Source organism: Ignavibacteria bacterium (assembly GCA_041649015.1).
GTDB lineage: Bacteria > Bacteroidota > Ignavibacteria > Tepidaquicellales > Tepidaquicellaceae > CAIKZJ01.
In genome coordinates this window covers 17,565-38,687 of sequence record JBAZNU010000006.1, presented here as the reverse complement: position 1 = coordinate 38,687, position 21,123 = coordinate 17,565, and the positions used below count along the sequence as shown (strand labels likewise).

The following is a 21,123-nucleotide window of genomic DNA, read 5'->3' as shown; positions in this document are numbered from 1 at the left end:
TTTTAAGAAAATACTTTGTCCTCGAAAAAAGAATTAATACTGTTATTAATTTCAGATATAATATTTGTAAACCTTTCCTGGTCTATATATTACTACATTAGAATTGAAAGTGGATGGATTATTTTCACAAATCCACCTTCATTCTGGGCACCGATGTTACTCATTTTTGTTTACTGGTTATTCATATTTTATATTGCAGGTTTATACAGACATTGGTTTGTTAGATCCCGTTTCGACGAATTTACAACGCTCTTTCGCGCAATTAGTTTAGGCTGTTTTATACTTTTCTTTGCAATATTTCTTGATGATTATTATAAAGAAGCACAGATTGTATCGAGATTTTTGATAATTATTTATTGGGCTTTACTTATATTTTGGGTGTCACTTGGAAGGATGATTATTCGTGGATTTCAGTTAAGGATGCTTAAAAAAGGATTTGGTCTTAGAAATACACTAATAATAGGTACAGGAGAGAAAGCAAATGAAGTGAAGGATCTCATATATACTTACCCCAAATTAGGATACAAATTCGCAGGATTCATTAGTGTTAATGATAAAATAGAAAGTTTTGAAGAAATCGGTCTGCTTTCAGATTTAAGTTCTGTAATTCAAAAGAATGATATTGTTGAAGTTATTATAGCATCAGATCAAAAATACGAAGAGCTTGTTATTTCAACTTTAAATATTTGTTCAGACTTGAATGTAAATGTCAAAATTGTACCCGGAGTTTATGAAATCGTAAGTGGTATGGTTAAATCAGAGCAAGTACATGGGATTCCGTTGGTTGAAGTGAAAACAGAATTGATGCCTTTCACATCAACAATAATCAAGCGTCTATTTGATTTAGTTTGCTCTTTAATTATAATAATAGTTATATCCCCGCTGCTGTTTATCGTGTCAATAGTTAATCTATTAATTTACAAAAAGATTTTTGATGTTGATAAAAAAGTAGGAAAAAGATCTAAAACCTTTAATAGTATAAAATTTCTAACTAACGATAAAGGATTTGACAAATTGTTATCAAAGTTGTGGATTAATGAAATGCCCCAATTATTGAATGTTATTCTTAATAAAATGAGTCTGGTAGGACCTGAACCCGAACGCCCTGAGATTGTAAAAAAACTTTCTTCGGAAATACCTTATTTCTCAAGACGTATGAAAGTAAAACCTGGTATTACAGGATGGGCTCAGATTAAACAAAAATCTTATTACACATCTGATGATTATAATAAAAAATTGCAATATGATTTCTATTATCTTGAGAATATGAGCTTACTGCTTGATTTTAAAATAATTCTTAACACATTAATTTTGATATTTAGTTTTAGGGGAAAATAAATGAAACGTGTACTCGTAATAATACCCACATACAATGAATCTGAAAATATACTTAAGATAATTCCTGAAGTATTAAATAAAACTACTCCTGATTACGAATTTAATGTGCTGGTGGTTGATGATAATTCACCAGACGGAACAGCGCAAATGGTTGAGAATTTGAGTAATCCTAATGTATTTGTATTAAAAAGGGAAAAGAAAATGGGTCTTGGTACTGCCTACATTGCTGGTTTTAAATTCTCTATTCAAAATAAGTTTGATTATGTTTATGAAATGGATGCCGATTTCTCCCATGATCCCAAATACCTTCCTGAATTCTTAGCAAAAATGGAAGAGGGGTATGACCTTGTTGTAGGTTCTAGATATATTAATGGTGTATCTGTAGTGAACTGGCCCATAAGAAGATTATTTCTTAGTTACTTTGCAAACATTTATACAAGGATTATTACAGGTCTAAAAGTTCATGATACCACCGCTGGATTTGCGTGTTATGTCGTATCCAAACTTTCTCAAATCGATCTGGATAATATCAAATCAAACGGCTATTCATTCCAAATTGAAATGAAGTTCAAGTATTACAAAAAGAAATTTAGAATAGCTGAAATTCCAATACTTTTTATTGATCGCAGAGCAGGCCATTCAAAAATGTCCAATAAAGTTGTTTATGAAGCATTTTTTGTAGTCTGGAAACTGAAAATTAAATCGATATTTGGTAAACTCTGAACAAAAAATTTGACATATCGGTAATCATTGTCAATTATAATGTAAAGGATTTAGTTGACAACTGTATTTCATCTGTTTATAAAGCCTCAAAAGGATATGACATACAAATATTTTTAGTTGATAATCACTCAGTTGATAACAGCTTTGAGTTTATCACATCTAAATACCCAGATGTTATAGGAATTTATAACAATAAGAATATCGGTTTCGCGAAAGCTAATAACATTGCATTAAAAAAGGCTGAAGGTGAGTACATTCTGGTTCTAAATCCGGATACAATTCTTGAAGAGGGGACTTTTGATAAGCTGATAGAATTCTACAAAGCTAACCCCGGTATAGGAGCTGTATCTTCCAAATTAATTCTTCGAAATGGAAAACTCGATAGTGCTTGCCGTAGAAGTTTTCCCACTCTTTCTGCTGCTTTACCTAGAATACTGGGACTCTCAAGACTTTTTCCTAAATCTAAACTCTTTAGTAGATATAACCTAACTTATCTGGATGAAAATGAAGTCACCGAAGTCGATTCTATATGTGGTGCTTTTATGTTTATGAAAAAGGATGTACTGGATATAGTAGGATATTTCGACGAAGATTATTTTATGTATGGTGAGGACATAGATTTATGTTACAGAATTAAAAAAGCAGGTTACAAAATATTTTATTATCCCAAAGTCACTACTATCCATCTTAAAGGTGAAAGTACCAGTAAAACAAAGTTTTCATACGTAAGTAATTTTTACGGTGCCATGTCTATCTTTGTAAATAAAAATCTTAAATCCAGTTCAAGAATTTTATCTTATTTGTTGAAGTTTGGTATATTTCTAAGATCTTTAATTTCCTACACTAAAAGAAGTCTTAAGATTATTTATCCCGTTTTAATTGATGCTGCATTTCTATTCTTGTCATTTCTCCTATCTGTTTATTATAGGTTCCATATTTTCCCGAATAAATATTATATTTTTATTATTTCCGTTTATATCCTTATTTGGTTATTAATAATGGGATTATTCGGTATATACCTAAGAAAATTTCGCCTATCAATTTTTAAAACTTTTAATGCAATTTTTGTCGGTTTCTTCGTTAATTCTTCTATTACTTACTTCCTTAAAGAGTATGCATATTCAAGAGAGGTTATCCTTACTTCTACATTATGGGCACTATTATTTTTATTGTCATGGAGAGCTGTTTTAAAAATAAAAAACTTTTTCGTTGAAAAAAACATTTTACTCAATAAAGTTAATCTCTTAGTTGTTAGTAAGAATAAGTTGACCAATACAATTGAAGAAAAGTTTAATTCAAGACATAATATTACCTATTATGATCACGATGGAAGAGAGCCTGACTTTGAAGATTTAAAAGAAACAATTATTATAAAAAATATTAATGAAGTGGTTTTTTCTGGAGAAAATGTCGAGTCCAGAGAAATTTTTAGGTTAATGTGGACCTTCAAAGATAAAAATATTAAGTTTAAAATTGTTCCGTCAGGAAATGAACTCATATTATCAAAAATTCGAGGAGATATCGATAATCTGTCATTAATTGAAATTGAATATAATATTAACAATAAATTGAATATATTTTCAAAGCGGTTGTTTGATATCAGTCTTTCTTTTGTTCTATTAATTCTTGTGTACCCGTTTGCTTTTATCTATTCAAAAATTGTAGGTACAAAGAATTCAGTAGGTATAAATAAGCTTTTATCATTACCGTATGTTTTCACTGGGAAATATAGTTTTGTTGGTGTTCCCATTTGGTATGATGATTATGATTATGATTATCTTGGTAAAAAAGGTTTAACCGGTATGATTCAACTTTACGGTTCGGAGATTCATAATAAGGAAGAAGAAAATAATTATTTGATTTTCTATGCAAAGAATCAATCTTTACAATTTGATATTGAAATCTTATTAAAAACTTTTATTACAATTATTAAAAAATAAATTATGGTACTGGAATTTGAAAAACCAATTTTAGAACTTGAGCAGAAAATTGATGAGATGAGGAAAATGGCTGATAGTCTTGATATCAGTGACGAAATAAATCGTCTTGAAAGCAAGGTCAATGAGCTCAGGAAGAATGTTTTTGATAATCTTACCCCATGGCAAATCGTTCAGCTTGCCAGACATCCGAACAGACCCTATACTCTCGATTATATCTATCTTATGACTGAAAACTTTGTCGAGTTTCACGGTGATAGAAACTATAAAGATGATAAAGCAGTTGTTGGCGGGTTTGCTACTTTAGGAGACCAAACCGTTATGATAATTGGTCAGCAAAAAGGTAGAGATACAAAATCAAATCTTTACAGAAACTTCGGTATGATGAATCCCGAAGGCTATAGAAAAGCGTTACGTTTAATGAAACTTGCTGAAAAGTTTGATAAGCCGGTTATTACATTATTAGATACTCCGGGTGCATTCCCGGGCATTGAAGCCGAAGAGCGCGGTCAGGCTGAAGCTATTGCGAGAAACCTGATTGAAATGTCACGACTTAGAGTCCCAATGATTGTTATAATAATTGGAGAAGGAGCATCTGGCGGGGCTCTTGGTATAGGCATCGGTGATAGAATCCTTATGCTTAAGTATTGCTGGTACTCCGTAATTTCACCTGAATCATGTTCCTCGATTCTCTGGAGAAGCTGGGATTTTAAAGAACAGGCTGCGGAAGCTTTGAAGCTTACTGCAAGCGATTTACTGAAACTTGGAATAATTGATAGAATAATAGATGAACCAAGCGGGGGTGCACATAGAAACCATCAGGAAGCTGCGAACATTCTAAAATCAGCTCTTATCGAAGAACTTGGTGAGGTCAGAAAAATAAGGAGGGATAAACTTCTTGATAATAGAATAAAGAAGTTTGAAAAAATGGGATTCTGGAAAGAATAACAAATTATGTCAGTCTCCGATAATTCTAAGTTTATTATCAAAGGTGTTAAACCTTTGAATGGTTCTGTCAAAGTATCGGGTGCAAAAAATTCGGCTACTAAGCTTATGATTGCCTCTATGCTTTCAGATGAAAAATCTTTTTTCAACAATTCTCCTAATGAAATCAGTGAACTCGGAGTTACTATTGACCTTTGTAAAATCCTCGGTAGCAATATTGTACAGTCCAAAGATAATCTTGAAATTCAAACCCCTAAAATTAATACATTTGAGATTCCTTCTGACTACGGTAATGTTAACAGAGTTTCTATACTTACTGCAGGTGTATTACTTCATAGAAACGGGGAAGCCAGAATTCCGATTCCCGGTGGATGCAAAATTGGTTCACGTCCTGTGAACTTTCACATTGAAGGTCTTAAAAAGCTCGGTTGTTCAGTTGAAACGTTCGATTATTTCTATCATCTCAAAGCTGATAACCTTCATGGTAATAACATTCACCTTGAATATCCAAGCGTTGGTGCTACTGAAAATATTCTTATGGCTGCTACTCTTGCTAAAGGTAGAACTAATATTTTCAATGCTGCTATCGAACCTGAGATTTACGATTTAATAAAGTATCTGCAAAAAATGGGTGCTATAATAGAAATCAACACTGATAGAAAAATTACAATTGAAGGCGTTGATAAACTTTATGGTGCTAATCATACTGTTATTCCAGATAGGAATCAGGCAGCTTCTTTTGCTGTTGCAGGACTTGTAACGAAAGGAGATATTTTTGTTGAGAATGCTGTTCAAGATGATTTAATTACTTTCTTGAATACAATTCGCCGTGTTGGTGGAGAGTTCGAAGTTAAAGAAAACGGTATAAGATTTTTCTACACAGGACCCTTTAAACCTATTGCAATTGAAACTAACGTACATCCCGGTTTTATGACAGACTGGCAGCAGCCTCTTGTAATTCTACTAACGCAGGCAAAAGGTATTTCCATAGTTCATGAAACAGTGTATGAAAAACGTTTTGGATATGTTACCGAACTTAATAAGATGGGCGCTGAAATAGAATTATATAACACGTGTCTCGGCGGTCTTACATGCAGATTCGCAAATCAGGAATATTATCACAGTGCGGTTATTAAAGGACCGGTTTCTTTGCATGGTGCAGAAATTGTCGTTCCTGATCTGCGTGCAGGTATGTCATATCTTATCGCTGGTTTAATTGCCGAAGGAGAAACTGTAATAACCGGTATTAGATTCATAGATAGGGGATATGAAAACATTGATAATAAACTAAGGAATTTAGGTGCTGATATTAAACGCGTTTAACTTAAAATAATTTTTCTATGACTAACAAAGAAAAGATAGAAGAACTAAAGAAAAAACGACAGGAGGCGATGCTGGGAGGAGGACAAAAAAGCATTGACTCTCAGCACAAACGCGGTAAGCTGACTGCTCGTGAAAGAATTCATCTGCTTCTCGATCAGGGTACTTTTGAGGAGATGGATATTTTTGTAAGACATCAGAGTCGTGATTTTGGCTTAGAAAAAACACGTTATTATACTGATGGTGTTATTACTGGTGTTGGAAAAATTCACGGACGTAACGTTGCTGTCTTTTCTCAAGATTTTACAATCCTTGGAGGCTCTCTCGCTGAGTACTATGCGAAGAAGGTTGTTAAAATTATGGACCTTGCTATGAAAGTTGGAATGCCGGTTATTGGTATCAATGATAGCGGTGGTGCTCGTATTCAGGAAGGTGTTCTATCACTCGCAGGTTATGCGGATATTTTCTTGCGTAATACTCTCTCGAGTGGCGTGGTTCCTCAGATATCTGCTATTGTAGGTCCATGTGCAGGCGGGGCTGTTTACTCTCCGGCTATTACTGATTTCATTTTTATGGTTGATAAAATTTCTCACATGTTTATTACAGGTCCAAATGTTATTAAAGCTGTTACTAATGAAGACGTTACTTTCGATGAACTCGGCGGTGCTAATACACATGCCATTAAAAGCGGAGTCAGCCATTTTACATGTGAAAATGAAATCGATTGTTTCGAAAGAATCAGAAAGCTTATGTCCTATCTGCCTTCGAATAATATGGAGCTTCCGCCGATGATGGATTTCGATGAACCGGAATATGATTTAAGCCACCTCAATGAATTTGTCCCGGATAATCCTAATAAACCTTATGATATGAAAGATATTATAAATAGGGTTATTGATAAAGATTCTTTCTTTGAAGTACATAAAGATTATGCAGAAAATATTATCTGTGGATTCGGTAGAATAAATGGTCGTTCAGTCGGTATTGTTGCAAATCAACCTCTCGTACTTGCAGGCGTTCTGTGCCTTAATTCATCTATAAAGGGTGCACGCTTCGTTCGATTTTGTGATTCATTTAATATCCCATTGCTTGTGTTTGAAGATGTACCGGGATTTCTACCGGGTACTGACCAGGAATGGCGTGGCGTTATTAGGCATGGCGCAAAACTTCTTTATGCATTTTGTGAAGCCACAGTTCCGAAAATTACCGTTATAATCCGCAAGGCTTACGGTGGTGCTTATGATGTTATGAACTCAAAGCATGTAAGAGGTGATGTGAACCTTGCATGGCCTTCTGCTGAAATAGCTGTCATGGGGGCAAAAGGAGCTGCTGAAATTATTTTCAGAAAAGAACTTCTTGCTGCCGAGGATAAGCAAAAACTTCTTGATGAAAAAATCAATGAGTTTAATTCAAAATTCTGCAATCCTTACATCGCTGCCGAAAGGGGATTCATTGACGATATAATCGAACCAAAAGATACACGGAATAAATTAATTACATATTTCGAACTTATCGAAAACAAAGTAGATTTCAACCCGCGCCGTAAGCACGGAAATATTCCATTATAAAAATTATAAACGGGAGCTTGCCTCCCGTTTATAATTTTAATTTCTTATACTAATATTTGTTTTTCTTTGCTTGATTATCTTGGTGGCTAAATGCTTTGCTTATTAGTAAAAAATCTGTAAGTATCTGCAAAATTCCTGCTTCCTTAATTTTCCTTGTTCTTTTAACTCCTCTAATTCTTCCATGGATTTAGACTAATATCTTTAAACCAAATTTAATTATATAAAATCCTTTTTCATTTCTTATTTAATAATAAAAAAACTTTTTAAATTAGAATAATATTATTATTAAGTACGGGGAAAGTGCGCACAAAGTGCGCATGAAGTGCGCATAAAGTACGCATAAATAATACTTTTTGAATTATGCTATTACAATCAAGTATCACATTACCTCATTGAATTGAATGTCCTCCTGTATTTCGGTAATTTACTTATAACAATGGAAAATCAACAGCCCAATAAGAGTAAATACGAATCAATAAAGAATTTTTTATTCAAACCCATAATAAAAACCGATTCGAACTTCTTTAAATACTCGGGTTTGGGCGTTCAGCTTTCTGTTACGATTATAGTCTTTCTTTTTGCAGGGCTCTGGCTCGATAAATACTTTGAAACTAAATTCATATTCACGTTTGTGTTTGTATTTCTGGGATTTGTCGGCGTATTTTACAAAATTTTTGCAGTCCTGAAAGAACTCGACGCCGAAAAGAAACAAAAGTCTAATGATGGAAATAAAGAATAACTACTTCAGAAACTATACGATATTCGTTTTACTAATTTCGATTATAACCCTCGCTGCCGTCTATTTTTGGCAAAAATCAGGCGGAAATATAGAGTTCAAATCGGTTCTCGCCGCCGCGGTCATAAATGTACTGAATTCGATTATCGGATTCCGGATTATATTGGGCTCAATCGAAAGCAAAAACTCCAAACAATTCATGGTTGCGAGTCTCGGCAGCATGACAGCAAGACTATTCATAGTGCTGATAATGATATTAATAGGGCTATTGTTATTTAATTTTAATAAAAAATCATTTATATTTGCACTGTTTTGTTATTATTTTTCATTTCTGACATTAGAAACAATTTTTTTGATAAAAAGAATAAACGTAAGAAAGAGAGCTTGAAAATTATTAAGTTTTTTCAAATAAGCTTATTGCTGCTTGCTTTTTTGGTTACAGGATTATCGGGCAGGCTGATTGCCAGCGAGCCAGATAATGAAGATGAAGACAAGCTTGATATTGTTGAGAAAGTAGTCGATCACGATTATGTTGACTTCTATTTCCTTGGCAAGTTAGAGCTTCCTCAGATTCCTCCTGTCACAATTGCAGGTATAACTTTCGATTTCTCAATCACGAAATCGTTGTTCATGATGTTTCTTTCTACTACAGTTTTATTCTTAGTCCTGAAACGCGCAGCTTCTTTAAATACCAAAAATCCCGCCCCAAAAGGTGCAGGAAATTTTATCGAAGTTATTGTTATTTTCATGCGCGATGAGGTTATTCTTCCAAACATGGGAAAAGAAGGGCTTAAAATGCTCCCTTTTTTCCTGACACTGTTCTTCTTCATACTATTTGCAAATCTCATTGGCTTGATTCCGTTTATGGCTCAGCCAACTAAAAATCTTAGTGTTACCACAGGGCTTGCACTTGTAACATTCGGAATGATACAGATAAACGGCATGAAGAAAAACGGAGTATTTGGATACTTAAAAGGACTTGTCCCTCATGGTATCCCGGCTTTTGTGCTTCCTATTATGATTATTGTGGAGTTTATCGGTCTGTTTACAAAGCCGTTTGCGCTCCTAATGAGGTTGTTTGCAAATATTGTTGCTGGATCAATTATTATACTTTCGCTTATTGGTTTGATTTTTATAATGAACTGGGCAGGCGTTGTAATTGCAATACCTTTCACATTGTTCATTTATTTTCTTGAATTGTTTGTAGCATTGCTGCAGGCATATATTTTTACGATGCTGTCAGTCATATTCATAAATATGGCTATGCATCAGGAGCACTGATTATTCATATTAGTTAAATAAAATAATTTAAAGGAGTAAAATTCATGGATTTATCATTAGCATTTCTTGCAGCAGGTATCGGAGCCGGTTTAGTAGTTATCGGAGCAGCTCTTGGTATTGGTAAAATTGCAAGTGCGGCTATGGACGCAAGCGGCAGAAACCCCGAAGCTCTCGGCGATATTAGAACTTCAATGATTATCGCAGCAGCACTTATTGAAGGTGTTGCACTATTCGGACTGGTTATCTGTATTCTGTTAGCTATTAAGAGCTAATCTTATTTTAAATATTAAACTCTAAAATGACACTTATTTTATTAAATAATTTGTTGTTTGGTATTATTTTAAGCGGGGATAAACCTTCTTTGCTTTCCGTCAATCCGGGACTGATTATCTGGACGATTATTGTCTTTGTCATATTTCTTTTCTTATTAAAGAAATTTGCATGGGGACCGATTATTAAAGCCCTTAATAAACGCGAGCAGATTATTAAAGAAGCGCTTGAAAATGCCGAAAAGCAAAATAAAGAATCTGCTGAGCTTATCGAACAGAACAAGAAGGTTATTGCAGAGGCAAATTCTCAGGCTTCAAGAATTATAAGCGAAGCTAAAGATATTGCAGTTAAGATGAAGGATGAGATTGTCAGCAAAGCAAACGAAGAGTCCAACAAGAATATTGAGAAAGCAAAGCAGCAGATTGAAGCAATGAAGGTGTCAGCACTCGAAGAAATGAGAGGGGATATAACCGATATCGCTTTTAAAGCCGCAGAAAAAATTCTCTCCAAGAATCTTGACAGAGAAAAACAGATGGACCTAATTAATGACTTTATGTCTAAAATACCAAAGAACTGAAGCAGGTAGTTATGGCAAATAAATTAACTTCAAGTTATTCAGATTCTTTGTACGAGGCAGCATCTAAAGACAATATTCTTAACGATGTAGCAGCAGATTGTTCTGCTCTGCTTTCTTTAATCGCTGAAAGCGGAGAACTTAACATAGTCTTGGATAGCCCTGTGATAAGCAAGTTCAAGAAGATAGCCATCGTTAATTCATTGTTTAAGGGAAAGGTCAAAGACCTTACTTTAAACCTTATCTTGCTTGTAATAAAGAACCGCAGGGAATCATTTCTGAAGTTAATCCTTGAAGGTTTTCTTCATATAAAAGATGAAAAGGATGGTATCATCAAACCTGTTTATACAACAGCTATAGAACTTAAAGAAGATGAAAAAATTATATTGAAGAAAGAAATTGATACGATAACGAGTAAGAATTCAATACCATCGTTTGAAGTGAAACCGGAACTAATCGGAGGTTTTACGTTAAACATAGGCGATTCTATTATTGATGGAAGTGTGAAGAGACAACTTGAACTGATGAGAAAATCACTAAAATAAAAACGAATTTTAACAGGAGATATATTTTAATATGAATGTAAAAGCAGGCGAAGTATCCGCTGTAATATTAAAGCAGCTTTCGGGCTACGAAAATGAAGTTGATATTTATGATATCGGAACCGTTCTGTCGGTTGGTGATAACGTCGCGAGAGTTTATGGCCTCTCAAAATGTCAGGCGAGTGAGCTTATCGAATTCCCGCATGGAGTGTTCGGTGTAGCCCTAAACCTTGAAGAGGACAACGTTGGCTGCGTTCTTTTCGGTGAAGTTCACCTTGTAAAAGAAGGAGACACGGTTAAAAGAACCGGCAAGATTATCTCTATTCCGGTTGGTGAAGCAATGCTCGGACGTGTTATTAACCCTCTTGGTCAGCCGCTCGACGGTAAAGGCGATATTGCAGCAGAAATGTTTGCCCCTATCGAAAGAAAAGCGCTCGGCGTTATTCAAAGACAGCCTGTTAAAGAACCTCTGCAAACAGGTCTCAAAGCTATCGATGCTATGATTCCAATCGGTAGAGGACAAAGAGAATTGATTATAGGCGATAGACAGACAGGTAAAACAGCCGTGGCTATTGATACAATAATAAATCAAAAAGGTAAAGACGTTTATTGTATTTATGTTGCAACAGGTCAGAAAGCATCAACTATTGCTCAGGTAGTTAAAAATCTTGAAGATGCCGGTGCTATGGAATATACCACTGTTATAGCTGCTCCTGCGTCAGATCCTGCACCAATGCTATACATATCTCCTTACTCAGGTGCAACACTCGGCGAGTATTTCCGCGATAAAGGTAAGCATGCACTCGTAATCTACGACGATTTAACAAAACAAGCAGCAGCTTATAGAGAACTTTCTTTACTTTTAAGAAGACCTCCTGGAAGAGAAGCTTACCCGGGTGACGTATTCTATTTACATTCACGCTTGCTTGAAAGAGCTTCCAAGCTTTCAAATGAACTCGGCGGCGGTAGTTTGACAGCTTTACCTATCATCGAAACTAAAGCCGGTGACGTATCTGCTTATATCCCGACTAACGTAATCTCTATCACAGACGGACAGATTTATCTTGAACCAAATCTATTTAATAACGGTGTTAGACCCGCTATAAACGTCGGAATATCTGTTTCGCGTGTTGGTGGTAGTGCTCAGATTAAAGCAATGAAAAAGATTGCTGGTACTTTAAGACTAGACCTTGCTCAGTACAGAGAACTTGAGTCATTCGCAAAATTTGGTTCAGACCTCGACAAAGCAACTCAGCAGCAGCTAAGACGCGGTGAAAGACTTGTTGAAATACTCAAGCAGAAACAATATTCTCCTCTAGGTGTTGAAAAACAAGTTGTTGTCATTTTTGCAGCTACTCATGGATATCTTGATGAAATACCCGTTGACTATGTAAAGAAATTCGAAAGTGATTTTCTTACCGAAATGGAAAATATTCACAGCGATATTTTAAATGAAATAATCGAAAAGAAAGATTTATCAGATGATTTAATGAAAAAACTGAATTCAGTTTTAACTGATTTTACAAACCGTTTCAAAGAATCCTTAAAATCTTAATTCTATGACAACTAAAGCACCCGCAGAAGTAAACTATTTCGATGATTCAGTTAAAATTAAAAGACTTTATTCTGCTATCGATGAACTTAAAGATGTTATAATAGAGGATAATGAAAGAAACAGACTTAGTTTTTGCGTTAACTTATATTTTGAAAAGGAAATAGGCTCACTTTATGATGCGATCGTACAAGCGAAACCAAATTCTTCAAAAGTTAACTTTAAGGTTCTCGAAGAATTAATAATGAAGAAATTAAATGAAAAAGGAATTAACTGAGAGTTGGCTACACTTAAAGAAATAAGAATCCGCTTGAATGCGGTAAAGAATATTCAGAAGATAACTAAGGCAATGAAAATGGTTGCTGCTGCTAAAGTACGCAAAGCACAGGATAGAATAATTTCAACCAGACCTTATGCGAGTAAACTTAGCAGTCTTATGAGTGAACTTGTTAATTTAAATGATATTTCGAATCATCCTCTGATTCAGGAAAGGGAAATTAAGAAACGTCTCGTAGTCTTGATTGCCTCAGACAGGGGACTATGCGGTGCTTTTAACTCTAATATCATAAAACATACAGTTGCTCATCTCGAAAATATTGGAAAAGATACTGCAATGATAACCATTGGTAAAAAAGGTTTTGATTTTTTCTCTAAACGGAAATACAATTTAATTAAGAACTATCCTAGCGTTTTTCAGAATTTAAACATTCAGACATCCACGGAAATTGTTAATTACCTTAAAAACCTTTATTTGAAAGGTGAATACGACTTTATAGAAATTATATACAACGAATTTAAATCAATAATCAAACAAAATATTGTTACGGATACTTTCCTTCCGTTCAAGAAAAACTCCGAAAGTGATTTTACATCCCGAAATATTGACTTCATATTCGAACCCGATTCTAAAAATATTTTGTTCGAACTCATTCCGAAAGAATTGAACATTATGTTCTGGAAAGCTCTACTTGAGTCTAATGCGTCTGAACAGGGTGCCAGAATGACAGCTATGGAGACAGCCTCGAACAATGCTGGTGACGTAATTAAAGAGCTTAATCTGAATTATAATCGTGCACGCCAAGAATCTATCACAACAGAACTACTTGAAATTGTAAGTGGTGCTGAAGCCCTGCAAAAGGGATAAAAAGACAATTGTTCTTGTTTGATTAACAATTATTTTATTCTTAAAGCACAATCAGAATTCCTAAACAAAGAATTGCTCAATTATTCCGTTGAAGATTCTCTTATTGTCGAAAAGAACTGTGTAACAATCCTTCTTAAATCTGCCGAATACAGGTATCTTAAGATAGTACTTGAAAAGAATCTCGAAACCCTTTTTATAGAAAAATCTAAAGTCATTCCCAAAAAGAATGTATTACGCATCTTTCCGTCAATAAAATCTAAATTAATAAAATCTGTTTCAATTGTTGAGAAGAATAGAATAGTTTCACTGCTTCTTAGTGATGGTAATTCTTTAGTATTCTACGCAGTACCCGATAAATCAAATATTTTTATCGTTAAGGAAGAAATTATTACAGATTCCTACAAAGAGAAATCTGACTTCATTGGAAAAAATGTTGAATCGATTATTAACATACCACAGGCATCTGTGCAAACTGTCCCTCAATCCATTCAAGATATAATAAAAAGTAAATATAATTATTTAGGTAAATATTATAAGCATGAACTTGAAGGAGAGCTTTCTAAAGTTGATATAAACATAAAAGATCACGATAGAATAATCAACAAATTAATTTCAGCGATTTCTGATTCAAATAATTATTATTTATACACGAATAATGATGTTTTAGTACCTTCGCTAATCAGCCTTTCTGCCTATAGTGAATACGAAAAGTCAGAATATGAAAGTATTAATTTACTCATAATTAACTACTACAGAAAGTATAAATCTTTATATGAGAAAAAAGAAGTTAAGAATAAACTGCTTAGAAAATTAAATACTGAATTAAAAAGAGCAGAGACTAAAATAGAAAATATAAAAAAGGCAATTGATAAGACTAAGAATTCACATCTCTTCAAAATCATCGGTGATATCTTATTAGCTAATATACATAATATTAAATTCGGCTCAGAGTTATATGAATATATTGATGAAAATAAAGAAATCCGTAAAATAAAACTGAATCCTAAACTGTCAACTCAGGAAAATGCAAATCATTATTACACAAAATACAAAGGACTAAAAAGCTCTGTTGAATCTCTTAATAGAAAAATGATGTTATTGATATCAGAAAGAGAATCACTTATAAAAAAGCGTGATGAACTCGAGAAGGAAGAAAATTTCAAAATATTAAGAAAGATGGATAATATAGAAACTAAAATTAGTAATTCTGAGAAATTACCCTTCAGAATCTTTAAATTAAGCGACAAGTATGAAGTGTGGGTTGGAAAAGATAGTGCCAGTAATGATTTGCTTACAATGAAATATACCAATCAGTATGACTACTGGTTTCATGTTAGAGGATTCAGCGGTTCTCATACAACATTAAAGTTACTTGACAAAAATCAAAAACCAGAGAAGGAATATGTTATAAAAGCAGCTGAGATTGCAGCTTATTACAGTAAAGCAAGGAAAGGGAGAAATATTCCGGTTGCATATACTGAAAAGAAGTATGTTAAGAAGAGAAAAGGCTTCAAACAGGGATCAGTAGTTATGGAAAAGGAAAAAGTTGTCTTAGTTAATCCTGCGATTCCTGAAGTGTAGTAACGATTGATTTTACATCCGACGTTCTAACTCAGCTATTTTGTCAAGAATGTTTTTTTTGTTCTTGTGTCCTGCCCTTAGTAGTAATGAATATGCATCAAATGCTTCTTTATTAAGTCCTTGCTTTGCCATGACATCAGCAATCGTTTCGGTTATTATTTTTACATTACCGATTAGGCTGTCTTTATTGTTTTGTGCTGGAATATTATTCCGTTTCAACTCTTCCTCAAGTTTTGACCTATTCTTATTCTGATGCAAATCTAAAGACATCTTTTCGATTCCATCTTTAAAACTAATAAAATTATCATCATTCTCAATCGTTAATAAGAATTCACTATCTATAAAAGTAAGTTCAGGGTTGCTGCTTTCTGGTAATGATTTGCAGAAACTCAAATCTTTGAAATATTCTTCATAGTCCTCAAATTTATCAAGATCGGACAACATTTCATTGTAAAATATCTTTGCCTGCGTTTGTTTTGAGCGGAATTCATCTATTGAAGTATGCAGAAGGTCAATTAATTCCTTGTTTTGTATTTTATCCTCAATATTATATAATTCTGTTTCTGCTTCATTGTAATATTCAAGCTTTATTAAAGCACGTATTTTTAATATTCTTGGTGACAGATAAAATGGGTAAAGCTCTATAATCATATTGCATATTTTAATGCAATTATCATAGCGTTCATTAAAGAAATATAAATTTGCAAGTTTAATAAGTAAAGGTGAAAAAGGATTGTCCTCAAGCTTCTCTTTTAAAAATGCAATGTAGTTATCAAGATTAAGCATTTGGCTTTAGTTCCATTAGTTTTGCTCTGTTATGAGTTACTATTTGCTTGATGGACAAAAACGATATTGTACCAAATCCTAAAGCAAACATAAGTTGAAAAGGAATAGAGGCAATTTGGGCATAATAAATCGATATACCAACCCCAGTAAATAAGTAAATTGACAATATGCCTTCAATAAAAGCTATAAAAGGTATTTTCTTTGTGTGGTATTTCTTATCATGTACCGTATCGTTCTCGTTCACAATTTTATATTTTGGTGTTCTAACAAATTCACTTTTTTTATTAATAAGTCCTTCCCAGACGGCTTTAGTATTATTAACCGCTAATCCCATACTTCCCATCATAAACACAGGGAAATAAATTATTCTCTGTTGCCAATCTGGATAAATATCTTTCTGAGAATATAAGTAAAACATCATAGAACTGACGAATGCAAAAATAAAGAACGACATAAATTTATAAACATCATCGTATTCACCCGTTTCTTTAATAATTGTAACAAGCGGACTCAGTAATGCTGCTATTAGAATAAATGGATACGCAATGTTACTCCAAAGATGTATGAATGACTGAATTTTCTCTCTAAAAGGCAGATCCGATTTTAAAACTTTTGGGTAAATCTTCTTTGCAGTTTCAATCGCCCCTTTTGTCCATCTGAACTGTTGCGACCTTAAAGCATTAATATCAGCTGGAAGCTCTGCCGGTGAAGTAAAGTTTACAAGATATTTTAATTCCCAGCCTTTCATTTGTGCCCTGTACGATAAATCAAGGTCTTCGGTTAAAGTATCAGCCTCCCAATTACCTGCATCTTCTATACAGGATTTCCTCCAGACACCACCCGTGCCGTTAAAATTAATAAAGAATCCTGCTCTGTTCCTTACCGCTTGCTCGATGACGAAGTGTCCGTCAAGTGCGATTGCTTGTGTTTTTGTTAAAACGGAATAATCTCTGTTCAAATGTTCCCATCTTGTTTGAACTAATCCAATCCTATCATTCTTGAGAAAATACGGGATTGTTCTTTTCAGGAAATTCTTCCTTGGTATAAAATCAGCATCAAATATTGCTACGTATTCACCCAGTGCTATTTTTAGTCCTTCCTTTAAGGCCCCAGCTTTGTAACCTTGTCTGTTAGTTCTGTGTATATGATTTACAGTAAATCCCAATTCCTTATATTTCTTAATGTGTTCCTCGATAATATCCTTTGTATCATCTGTAGAATCATCAAGTATTTGTACTTCTAACTTATCTTTTGGATATTCTATCCGAAGTGTTGCATCAATCAGCCTGCAAATTACATACTTTTCGTTGTAGAGTGGCAATTGTATAGTCACAAACGGGTAGTTATTAATTTCAAAGTCTTTCTCATTAATATTTTCGGTTCTCTTATTAAATGTCTTAAAGTAAAGATATATCATACTAAAGCCATGACTTGCAAAGAAGAACAGCAATGTCAGAGATCCTATGTAAGTGATTAATATAACTGTTTCAATCTTCATTTTACCAGTTTGATATAATATCGTTTAAAATATCTTCAGTAATTTTCTCGCGTGCAACCACAATACCAGCTTCTCTTTCGGAAAAGGAATTTGATGATGAATTGTATTCACCCCAGTTTTCAAAAGTTCTTTCCCATATTTTCGTTTGTTTCTTTAAGTTATCGAATATAACCGTCACCGAAATAGTTACTTTGCGTTTAGTCACATTTTCCGAACCGCTTATTACTAAAGCTTCGTCTTTTATGGAACTTATTGTACAAGTAAGCAATCCATCAGCTTTTGTTTTATCAACTAGCTTTAATGTGTTATCCCCAATAATCTTATTTTTAAGAAGTTCCGTGAATTGCTCTTTTATACCTGCTTCAGCGTAACCGGAATTGTCCAAAAACAAAGGAACGGCTACGGTTTTGATTCCTTCAGGAGGACTATTTCCTCTGAAGCTGTAAACACCGCAAGATAACAAGTTGATAGCTAAGAATAATATAAATAAATATGATATAAATTTAATCATTACCATATCTGTTTATGTTATACTTATTAATTTTCCTGTATATATTTCTTTTTGATTGACTCAAATTATCTGAAACTTTATTTACATCCCAATTATGCAACTTTAATAAATACTTAATAAGTTCTCTTTCAATATCCTCACCGTTCATTAGTTCAATCTCATTTTTGTTTATATAAAACCCATCATTCCTCATGTTATCATTAATATCAAAATTTCTATTTCGGATTAAATCTTTCACTTCAAGAATATCTGTTTTCAATTCAATAAGTCCTCTGATTATTAAATCTTTTTCATTCAGATCTCTTGAAGCGTTTGGTATGGCAGGAAGTGGACGAGTCTCAAAGTTAACAGAGTGAAGATTCCTTTTTACATCATCAATCCCGATAACTTTGTTTGGATTTAATACAATAATACTTTCACAGAAATTTTTTAATTCTCTTACATTCCCATACCAAACATAGTTTACAATATAATCGAGTGCATCGTCATTAATTCCCGCAAAGCCTATGTTGTTTTTATTGCATATATCGTCAACGAATTTATCGAATAAAACTTTGATATCAGTCCTTCGTTCACGAAGCGGAGGTATATTAATGTTGACAGACCTTAATCTAAAATATAAGTCTTCCCTGAAGTTCTTATTAATTACCTCAACCTCCAAGTTTTTATTTGTGGCCGCAATCACTCTAACATCAACAAATACTTTTTTACTCCCGCCAACTTTCATGAATTCTCCGGATTCAAGGACCCTAAGAATTTTCACCTGGGTGGCAAGAGGCATATCGCCAATTTCATCAAGGAATATAGTACCATTATCCGCCATCTCAAAATATCCTGAACGTGATTCAATTGCACCCGTGAAAGCTCCTTTTTGGTGACCAAATAGTTCGCTTTCTATTATTCCTTCTGGAATAGCACCGCAATTTACAGTTATAAATGGTTTATCCTTCCTTTTGCTAAAACTATGAATAGAATTTGCTACAAGTTCTTTCCCTGTTCCGCTCTCTCCGGTAATCAATACACTAATATCAGTAGGTGCAACCTGCTGAATTACCTCATTTATTTCCTTAATTTGTATTGAATTACCTAATAATTTCATAATAAAATACTAATATAACATTCAGCAAAAGCTTATTAAAGTTAATTCGAATGTTAAATTTTATTACCAATATCCTGCTTTTATCCTTTAATACTTTCAAATAATTACATATTTTTTCATTCATTTTACTCAACAAATGGCAAAAGCAAAGCTTGTAAAAACAGTTGTAAAACAAGAAGCATTTATAGAAGAAAAGATTGATAATTATTTCTGGCTGATTATTCCGGTTCTAACTCTAATCTATTACTGGATATCTAATGTTTCTATTGGCTTTTATCAGGATGATGAAATCGCTCAATACCTGAATGCAATCAAGTTTCAAGTGGATCCTTCTGCTATTCTAGGAAACAATCCTAAACCAGGCTGGAAAATATTTCTCATTCTTCCTGCATTGTTAGACTATAAAGCTGTCTTGCTATTCAATTCTTTGATTGCAGCTCTTGCTGTTTTCTTTACTTTTTTGTCGCTAAAAGAATACAAACTGAAATATGCTTTTTTCGGTGCGTTACTTTTAGCATTACAGCCCTTATTCTTTGACCTTTCATTTAGAACTTATTCTGAAATATTCACAGCTTTACTTGTTGTTATATTCCTTTTACTTTACAAGCGGGAAAAGTATGTACTGTCAGGTCTTTTAATGGGTTATATTTTAACTATAAGGCAGGAGCTAATTATATTTGCTTTTATTTTGTTAATAATTTTCATTTACAACAAAAAAATATTTCCTGCTATATCTATTGCTATATTTCCTGTTATTTACAGTATTCTTGGGATGATGAAAACAGGTGATCCATTGTTTGTATTAACTGAAATGAAAGCAGTAGCCGGTTTGCAATATAACTCTCAAGGTATATTTCATTATTTCAAAGTTTATATATTTATTGTTGGTCCGATTACTTTGTTATTATTTCTTCAGGGTTTCTTTGGATTCTTAGCAGATACTAAGAATTACAAAGCTTATGTTGAGAAGTATTTTCTGCTGTACTTATTATTTATTACTGTTTTCGGAGTGCAGATGTATACAATGATGAGTAATGGACCTAATCCCGGAAACTGGAGATATTTACTCCATGTATCTCCTGTAGCTATAATATTTGCTATTGTGGGTTTTAATAATCTTGCAGATGAAAAATATAAGAAATTACATTATTTGATTACTGGATTAATTTTCATTATTACTTTATTATTTTTGTCTAAGGAATCGGACGGCTTTAAACTTCTTGAAACTGACGATTATACAAAGGTAGCTTTTATAACAATATTCTTTGTTTCGACTTTGATTATTCCATCGAAAGATAAACAAGCTTATCTTAATAAATTATCAATTGTTTTATTATTATCCTCTGTTTTATATCTTTATATTGATTTCAAACCGAAAAAGCTTTCGCCTGAGAATCAGACTGTTAAAACTGTTGCAGAATCATTAAATAAATTAGAATTAAAAGGTAATTTTTACACAAACCATTCGGTATTGCTGTTCTTCATGGAAGATTATAAGAAAGAGCCGCAGAAGTTTCTGCCTATTAACGCAAAACATATAAATGAAGTCCCTATAGGGTCGATACTTGTTTGGGAAAATCACTATGGATATAGACCGGAGTTTGGAAATGATATAAAAATTGAAGATCTTCAAATGAATCCTGATTATAAGATTATTAATCAGTATGTATCGATTGATAAAAGATTTGTTGCTTACATAATTGAGAAAGTTAACTAAT

At 33.4% G+C, this 21,123-nt stretch carries 21 protein-coding genes; 17 read left to right on the top strand and 4 right to left on the bottom strand.

Features of this window, described 5'->3' with window-relative positions:
* Positions 1 to 15: 15 nt before the first annotated feature.
* The 16 genes from WC644_10460 (at position 16) to WC644_10385 (ending at position 15,511) form a co-directional block, all read left to right on the top strand.
* A complete protein-coding gene (locus WC644_10460) occupies positions 16 to 1,338 on the top strand; it encodes a sugar transferase (protein ID MFA5012360.1) in 1,323 nt (440 codons plus the stop codon).
* Positions 1,339 to 2,061, top strand: a complete 723-nt coding sequence (locus WC644_10455) for a polyprenol monophosphomannose synthase (protein ID MFA5012359.1) — start codon at positions 1,339 to 1,341, stop codon at positions 2,059 to 2,061.
* Entirely contained in the window at positions 2,058 to 4,001 is a 1,944-nt protein-coding gene (locus WC644_10450; protein MFA5012358.1) for a glycosyltransferase, read from the top strand. Before WC644_10455 ends, WC644_10450 begins: the two co-directional genes overlap by 4 nt.
* A 3-nt stretch (positions 4,002 to 4,004) precedes the next feature.
* Positions 4,005 to 4,946 carry an acetyl-CoA carboxylase carboxyltransferase subunit alpha gene (locus tag WC644_10445; GenBank protein MFA5012357.1) on the top strand — a complete coding sequence of 314 codons (942 nt, stop codon included), beginning with the start codon at positions 4,005 to 4,007 and terminating at the stop codon, positions 4,944 to 4,946.
* A gap of 6 nt (positions 4,947 to 4,952) precedes the next feature.
* Complete coding sequence (gene murA / locus WC644_10440; GenBank protein ID MFA5012356.1) at positions 4,953 to 6,266, top strand: UDP-N-acetylglucosamine 1-carboxyvinyltransferase; 1,314 nt, start codon at positions 4,953 to 4,955, stop codon at positions 6,264 to 6,266.
* Positions 6,267 to 6,283: 17 nt separating this feature from the next.
* On the top strand, positions 6,284 to 7,831 hold the full coding sequence (locus WC644_10435) for an acyl-CoA carboxylase subunit beta (GenBank protein ID MFA5012355.1): 1,548 nt from the start codon (positions 6,284 to 6,286) through the stop codon (positions 7,829 to 7,831).
* 436 nt (positions 7,832 to 8,267) lie between these two features.
* The gene (locus WC644_10430; GenBank protein ID MFA5012354.1) at positions 8,268 to 8,570 is read left to right on the top strand and encodes an AtpZ/AtpI family protein; all 303 of its coding nucleotides are present in this window, start codon (positions 8,268 to 8,270) and stop codon (positions 8,568 to 8,570) included.
* The gene (locus WC644_10425) at positions 8,551 to 8,955 is read left to right on the top strand and encodes a hypothetical protein (GenBank protein MFA5012353.1); all 405 of its coding nucleotides are present in this window, start codon (positions 8,551 to 8,553) and stop codon (positions 8,953 to 8,955) included. The genes WC644_10430 and WC644_10425 overlap by 20 nt, the downstream gene beginning before the upstream one ends.
* Positions 8,952 to 9,848, top strand: a complete 897-nt coding sequence (gene atpB / locus WC644_10420) for a F0F1 ATP synthase subunit A (GenBank protein MFA5012352.1) — start codon at positions 8,952 to 8,954, stop codon at positions 9,846 to 9,848. Before WC644_10425 ends, atpB begins: the two co-directional genes overlap by 4 nt.
* Before the next feature lie 44 nt (positions 9,849 to 9,892).
* Complete coding sequence (atpE, locus tag WC644_10415) at positions 9,893 to 10,120, top strand: ATP synthase F0 subunit C (protein MFA5012351.1); 228 nt, start codon at positions 9,893 to 9,895, stop codon at positions 10,118 to 10,120.
* Positions 10,121 to 10,146: 26 nt separating this feature from the next.
* A complete protein-coding gene (atpF, locus tag WC644_10410) occupies positions 10,147 to 10,695 on the top strand; it encodes a F0F1 ATP synthase subunit B (GenBank protein MFA5012350.1) in 549 nt (182 codons plus the stop codon).
* 11 nt (positions 10,696 to 10,706) lie between these two features.
* The gene (gene atpH / locus WC644_10405) at positions 10,707 to 11,237 is read left to right on the top strand and encodes an ATP synthase F1 subunit delta (GenBank protein MFA5012349.1); all 531 of its coding nucleotides are present in this window, start codon (positions 10,707 to 10,709) and stop codon (positions 11,235 to 11,237) included.
* A 31-nt stretch (positions 11,238 to 11,268) separates the two neighbouring features.
* The gene (gene atpA, locus WC644_10400; GenBank protein MFA5012348.1) at positions 11,269 to 12,789 is read left to right on the top strand and encodes a F0F1 ATP synthase subunit alpha; all 1,521 of its coding nucleotides are present in this window, start codon (positions 11,269 to 11,271) and stop codon (positions 12,787 to 12,789) included.
* A 4-nt stretch (positions 12,790 to 12,793) separates the two neighbouring features.
* The gene (locus WC644_10395) at positions 12,794 to 13,063 is read left to right on the top strand and encodes a hypothetical protein (protein MFA5012347.1); all 270 of its coding nucleotides are present in this window, start codon (positions 12,794 to 12,796) and stop codon (positions 13,061 to 13,063) included.
* Positions 13,064 to 13,066: 3 nt separating this feature from the next.
* The gene (gene atpG, locus WC644_10390; GenBank protein ID MFA5012346.1) at positions 13,067 to 13,930 is read left to right on the top strand and encodes an ATP synthase F1 subunit gamma; all 864 of its coding nucleotides are present in this window, start codon (positions 13,067 to 13,069) and stop codon (positions 13,928 to 13,930) included.
* Positions 13,931 to 13,948: 18 nt separating this feature from the next.
* Positions 13,949 to 15,511 (top strand): NFACT RNA binding domain-containing protein, encoded by a 1,563-nt coding sequence (locus WC644_10385; GenBank protein MFA5012345.1) that lies wholly within the window; start codon positions 13,949 to 13,951, stop codon positions 15,509 to 15,511.
* A gap of 12 nt (positions 15,512 to 15,523) precedes the next feature.
* Here the strand turns inward: WC644_10385 and WC644_10380 are convergent, their stop codons facing one another.
* The 4 genes from WC644_10380 to WC644_10365 are packed head-to-tail and all read right to left on the bottom strand — an operon-like array spanning position 15,524 to position 19,405.
* The gene (locus tag WC644_10380; protein MFA5012344.1) at positions 15,524 to 16,297 is read right to left on the bottom strand and encodes a hypothetical protein; all 774 of its coding nucleotides are present in this window, start codon (positions 16,295 to 16,297) and stop codon (positions 15,524 to 15,526) included.
* On the bottom strand, positions 16,290 to 17,795 hold the full coding sequence (locus WC644_10375; GenBank protein ID MFA5012343.1) for a cellulose synthase family protein: 1,506 nt from the start codon (positions 17,793 to 17,795) through the stop codon (positions 16,290 to 16,292). The genes WC644_10380 and WC644_10375 overlap by 8 nt, the downstream gene beginning before the upstream one ends.
* A gap of 1 nt (position 17,796) precedes the next feature.
* Positions 17,797 to 18,306 (bottom strand): LPS assembly lipoprotein LptE, encoded by a 510-nt coding sequence (lptE, locus tag WC644_10370; GenBank protein MFA5012342.1) that lies wholly within the window; start codon positions 18,304 to 18,306, stop codon positions 17,797 to 17,799.
* Entirely contained in the window at positions 18,299 to 19,405 is a 1,107-nt protein-coding gene (locus WC644_10365) for a sigma-54 dependent transcriptional regulator (GenBank protein ID MFA5012341.1), read from the bottom strand. The genes lptE and WC644_10365 overlap by 8 nt, the downstream gene beginning before the upstream one ends.
* 136 nt (positions 19,406 to 19,541) lie before the next feature.
* On the opposite strand from WC644_10365, the gene WC644_10360 reads away from it, so the two are divergent.
* Positions 19,542 to 21,122 carry a hypothetical protein gene (locus tag WC644_10360; GenBank protein MFA5012340.1) on the top strand — a complete coding sequence of 527 codons (1,581 nt, stop codon included), beginning with the start codon at positions 19,542 to 19,544 and terminating at the stop codon, positions 21,120 to 21,122.
* Position 21,123 lies beyond the last annotated feature (1 nt).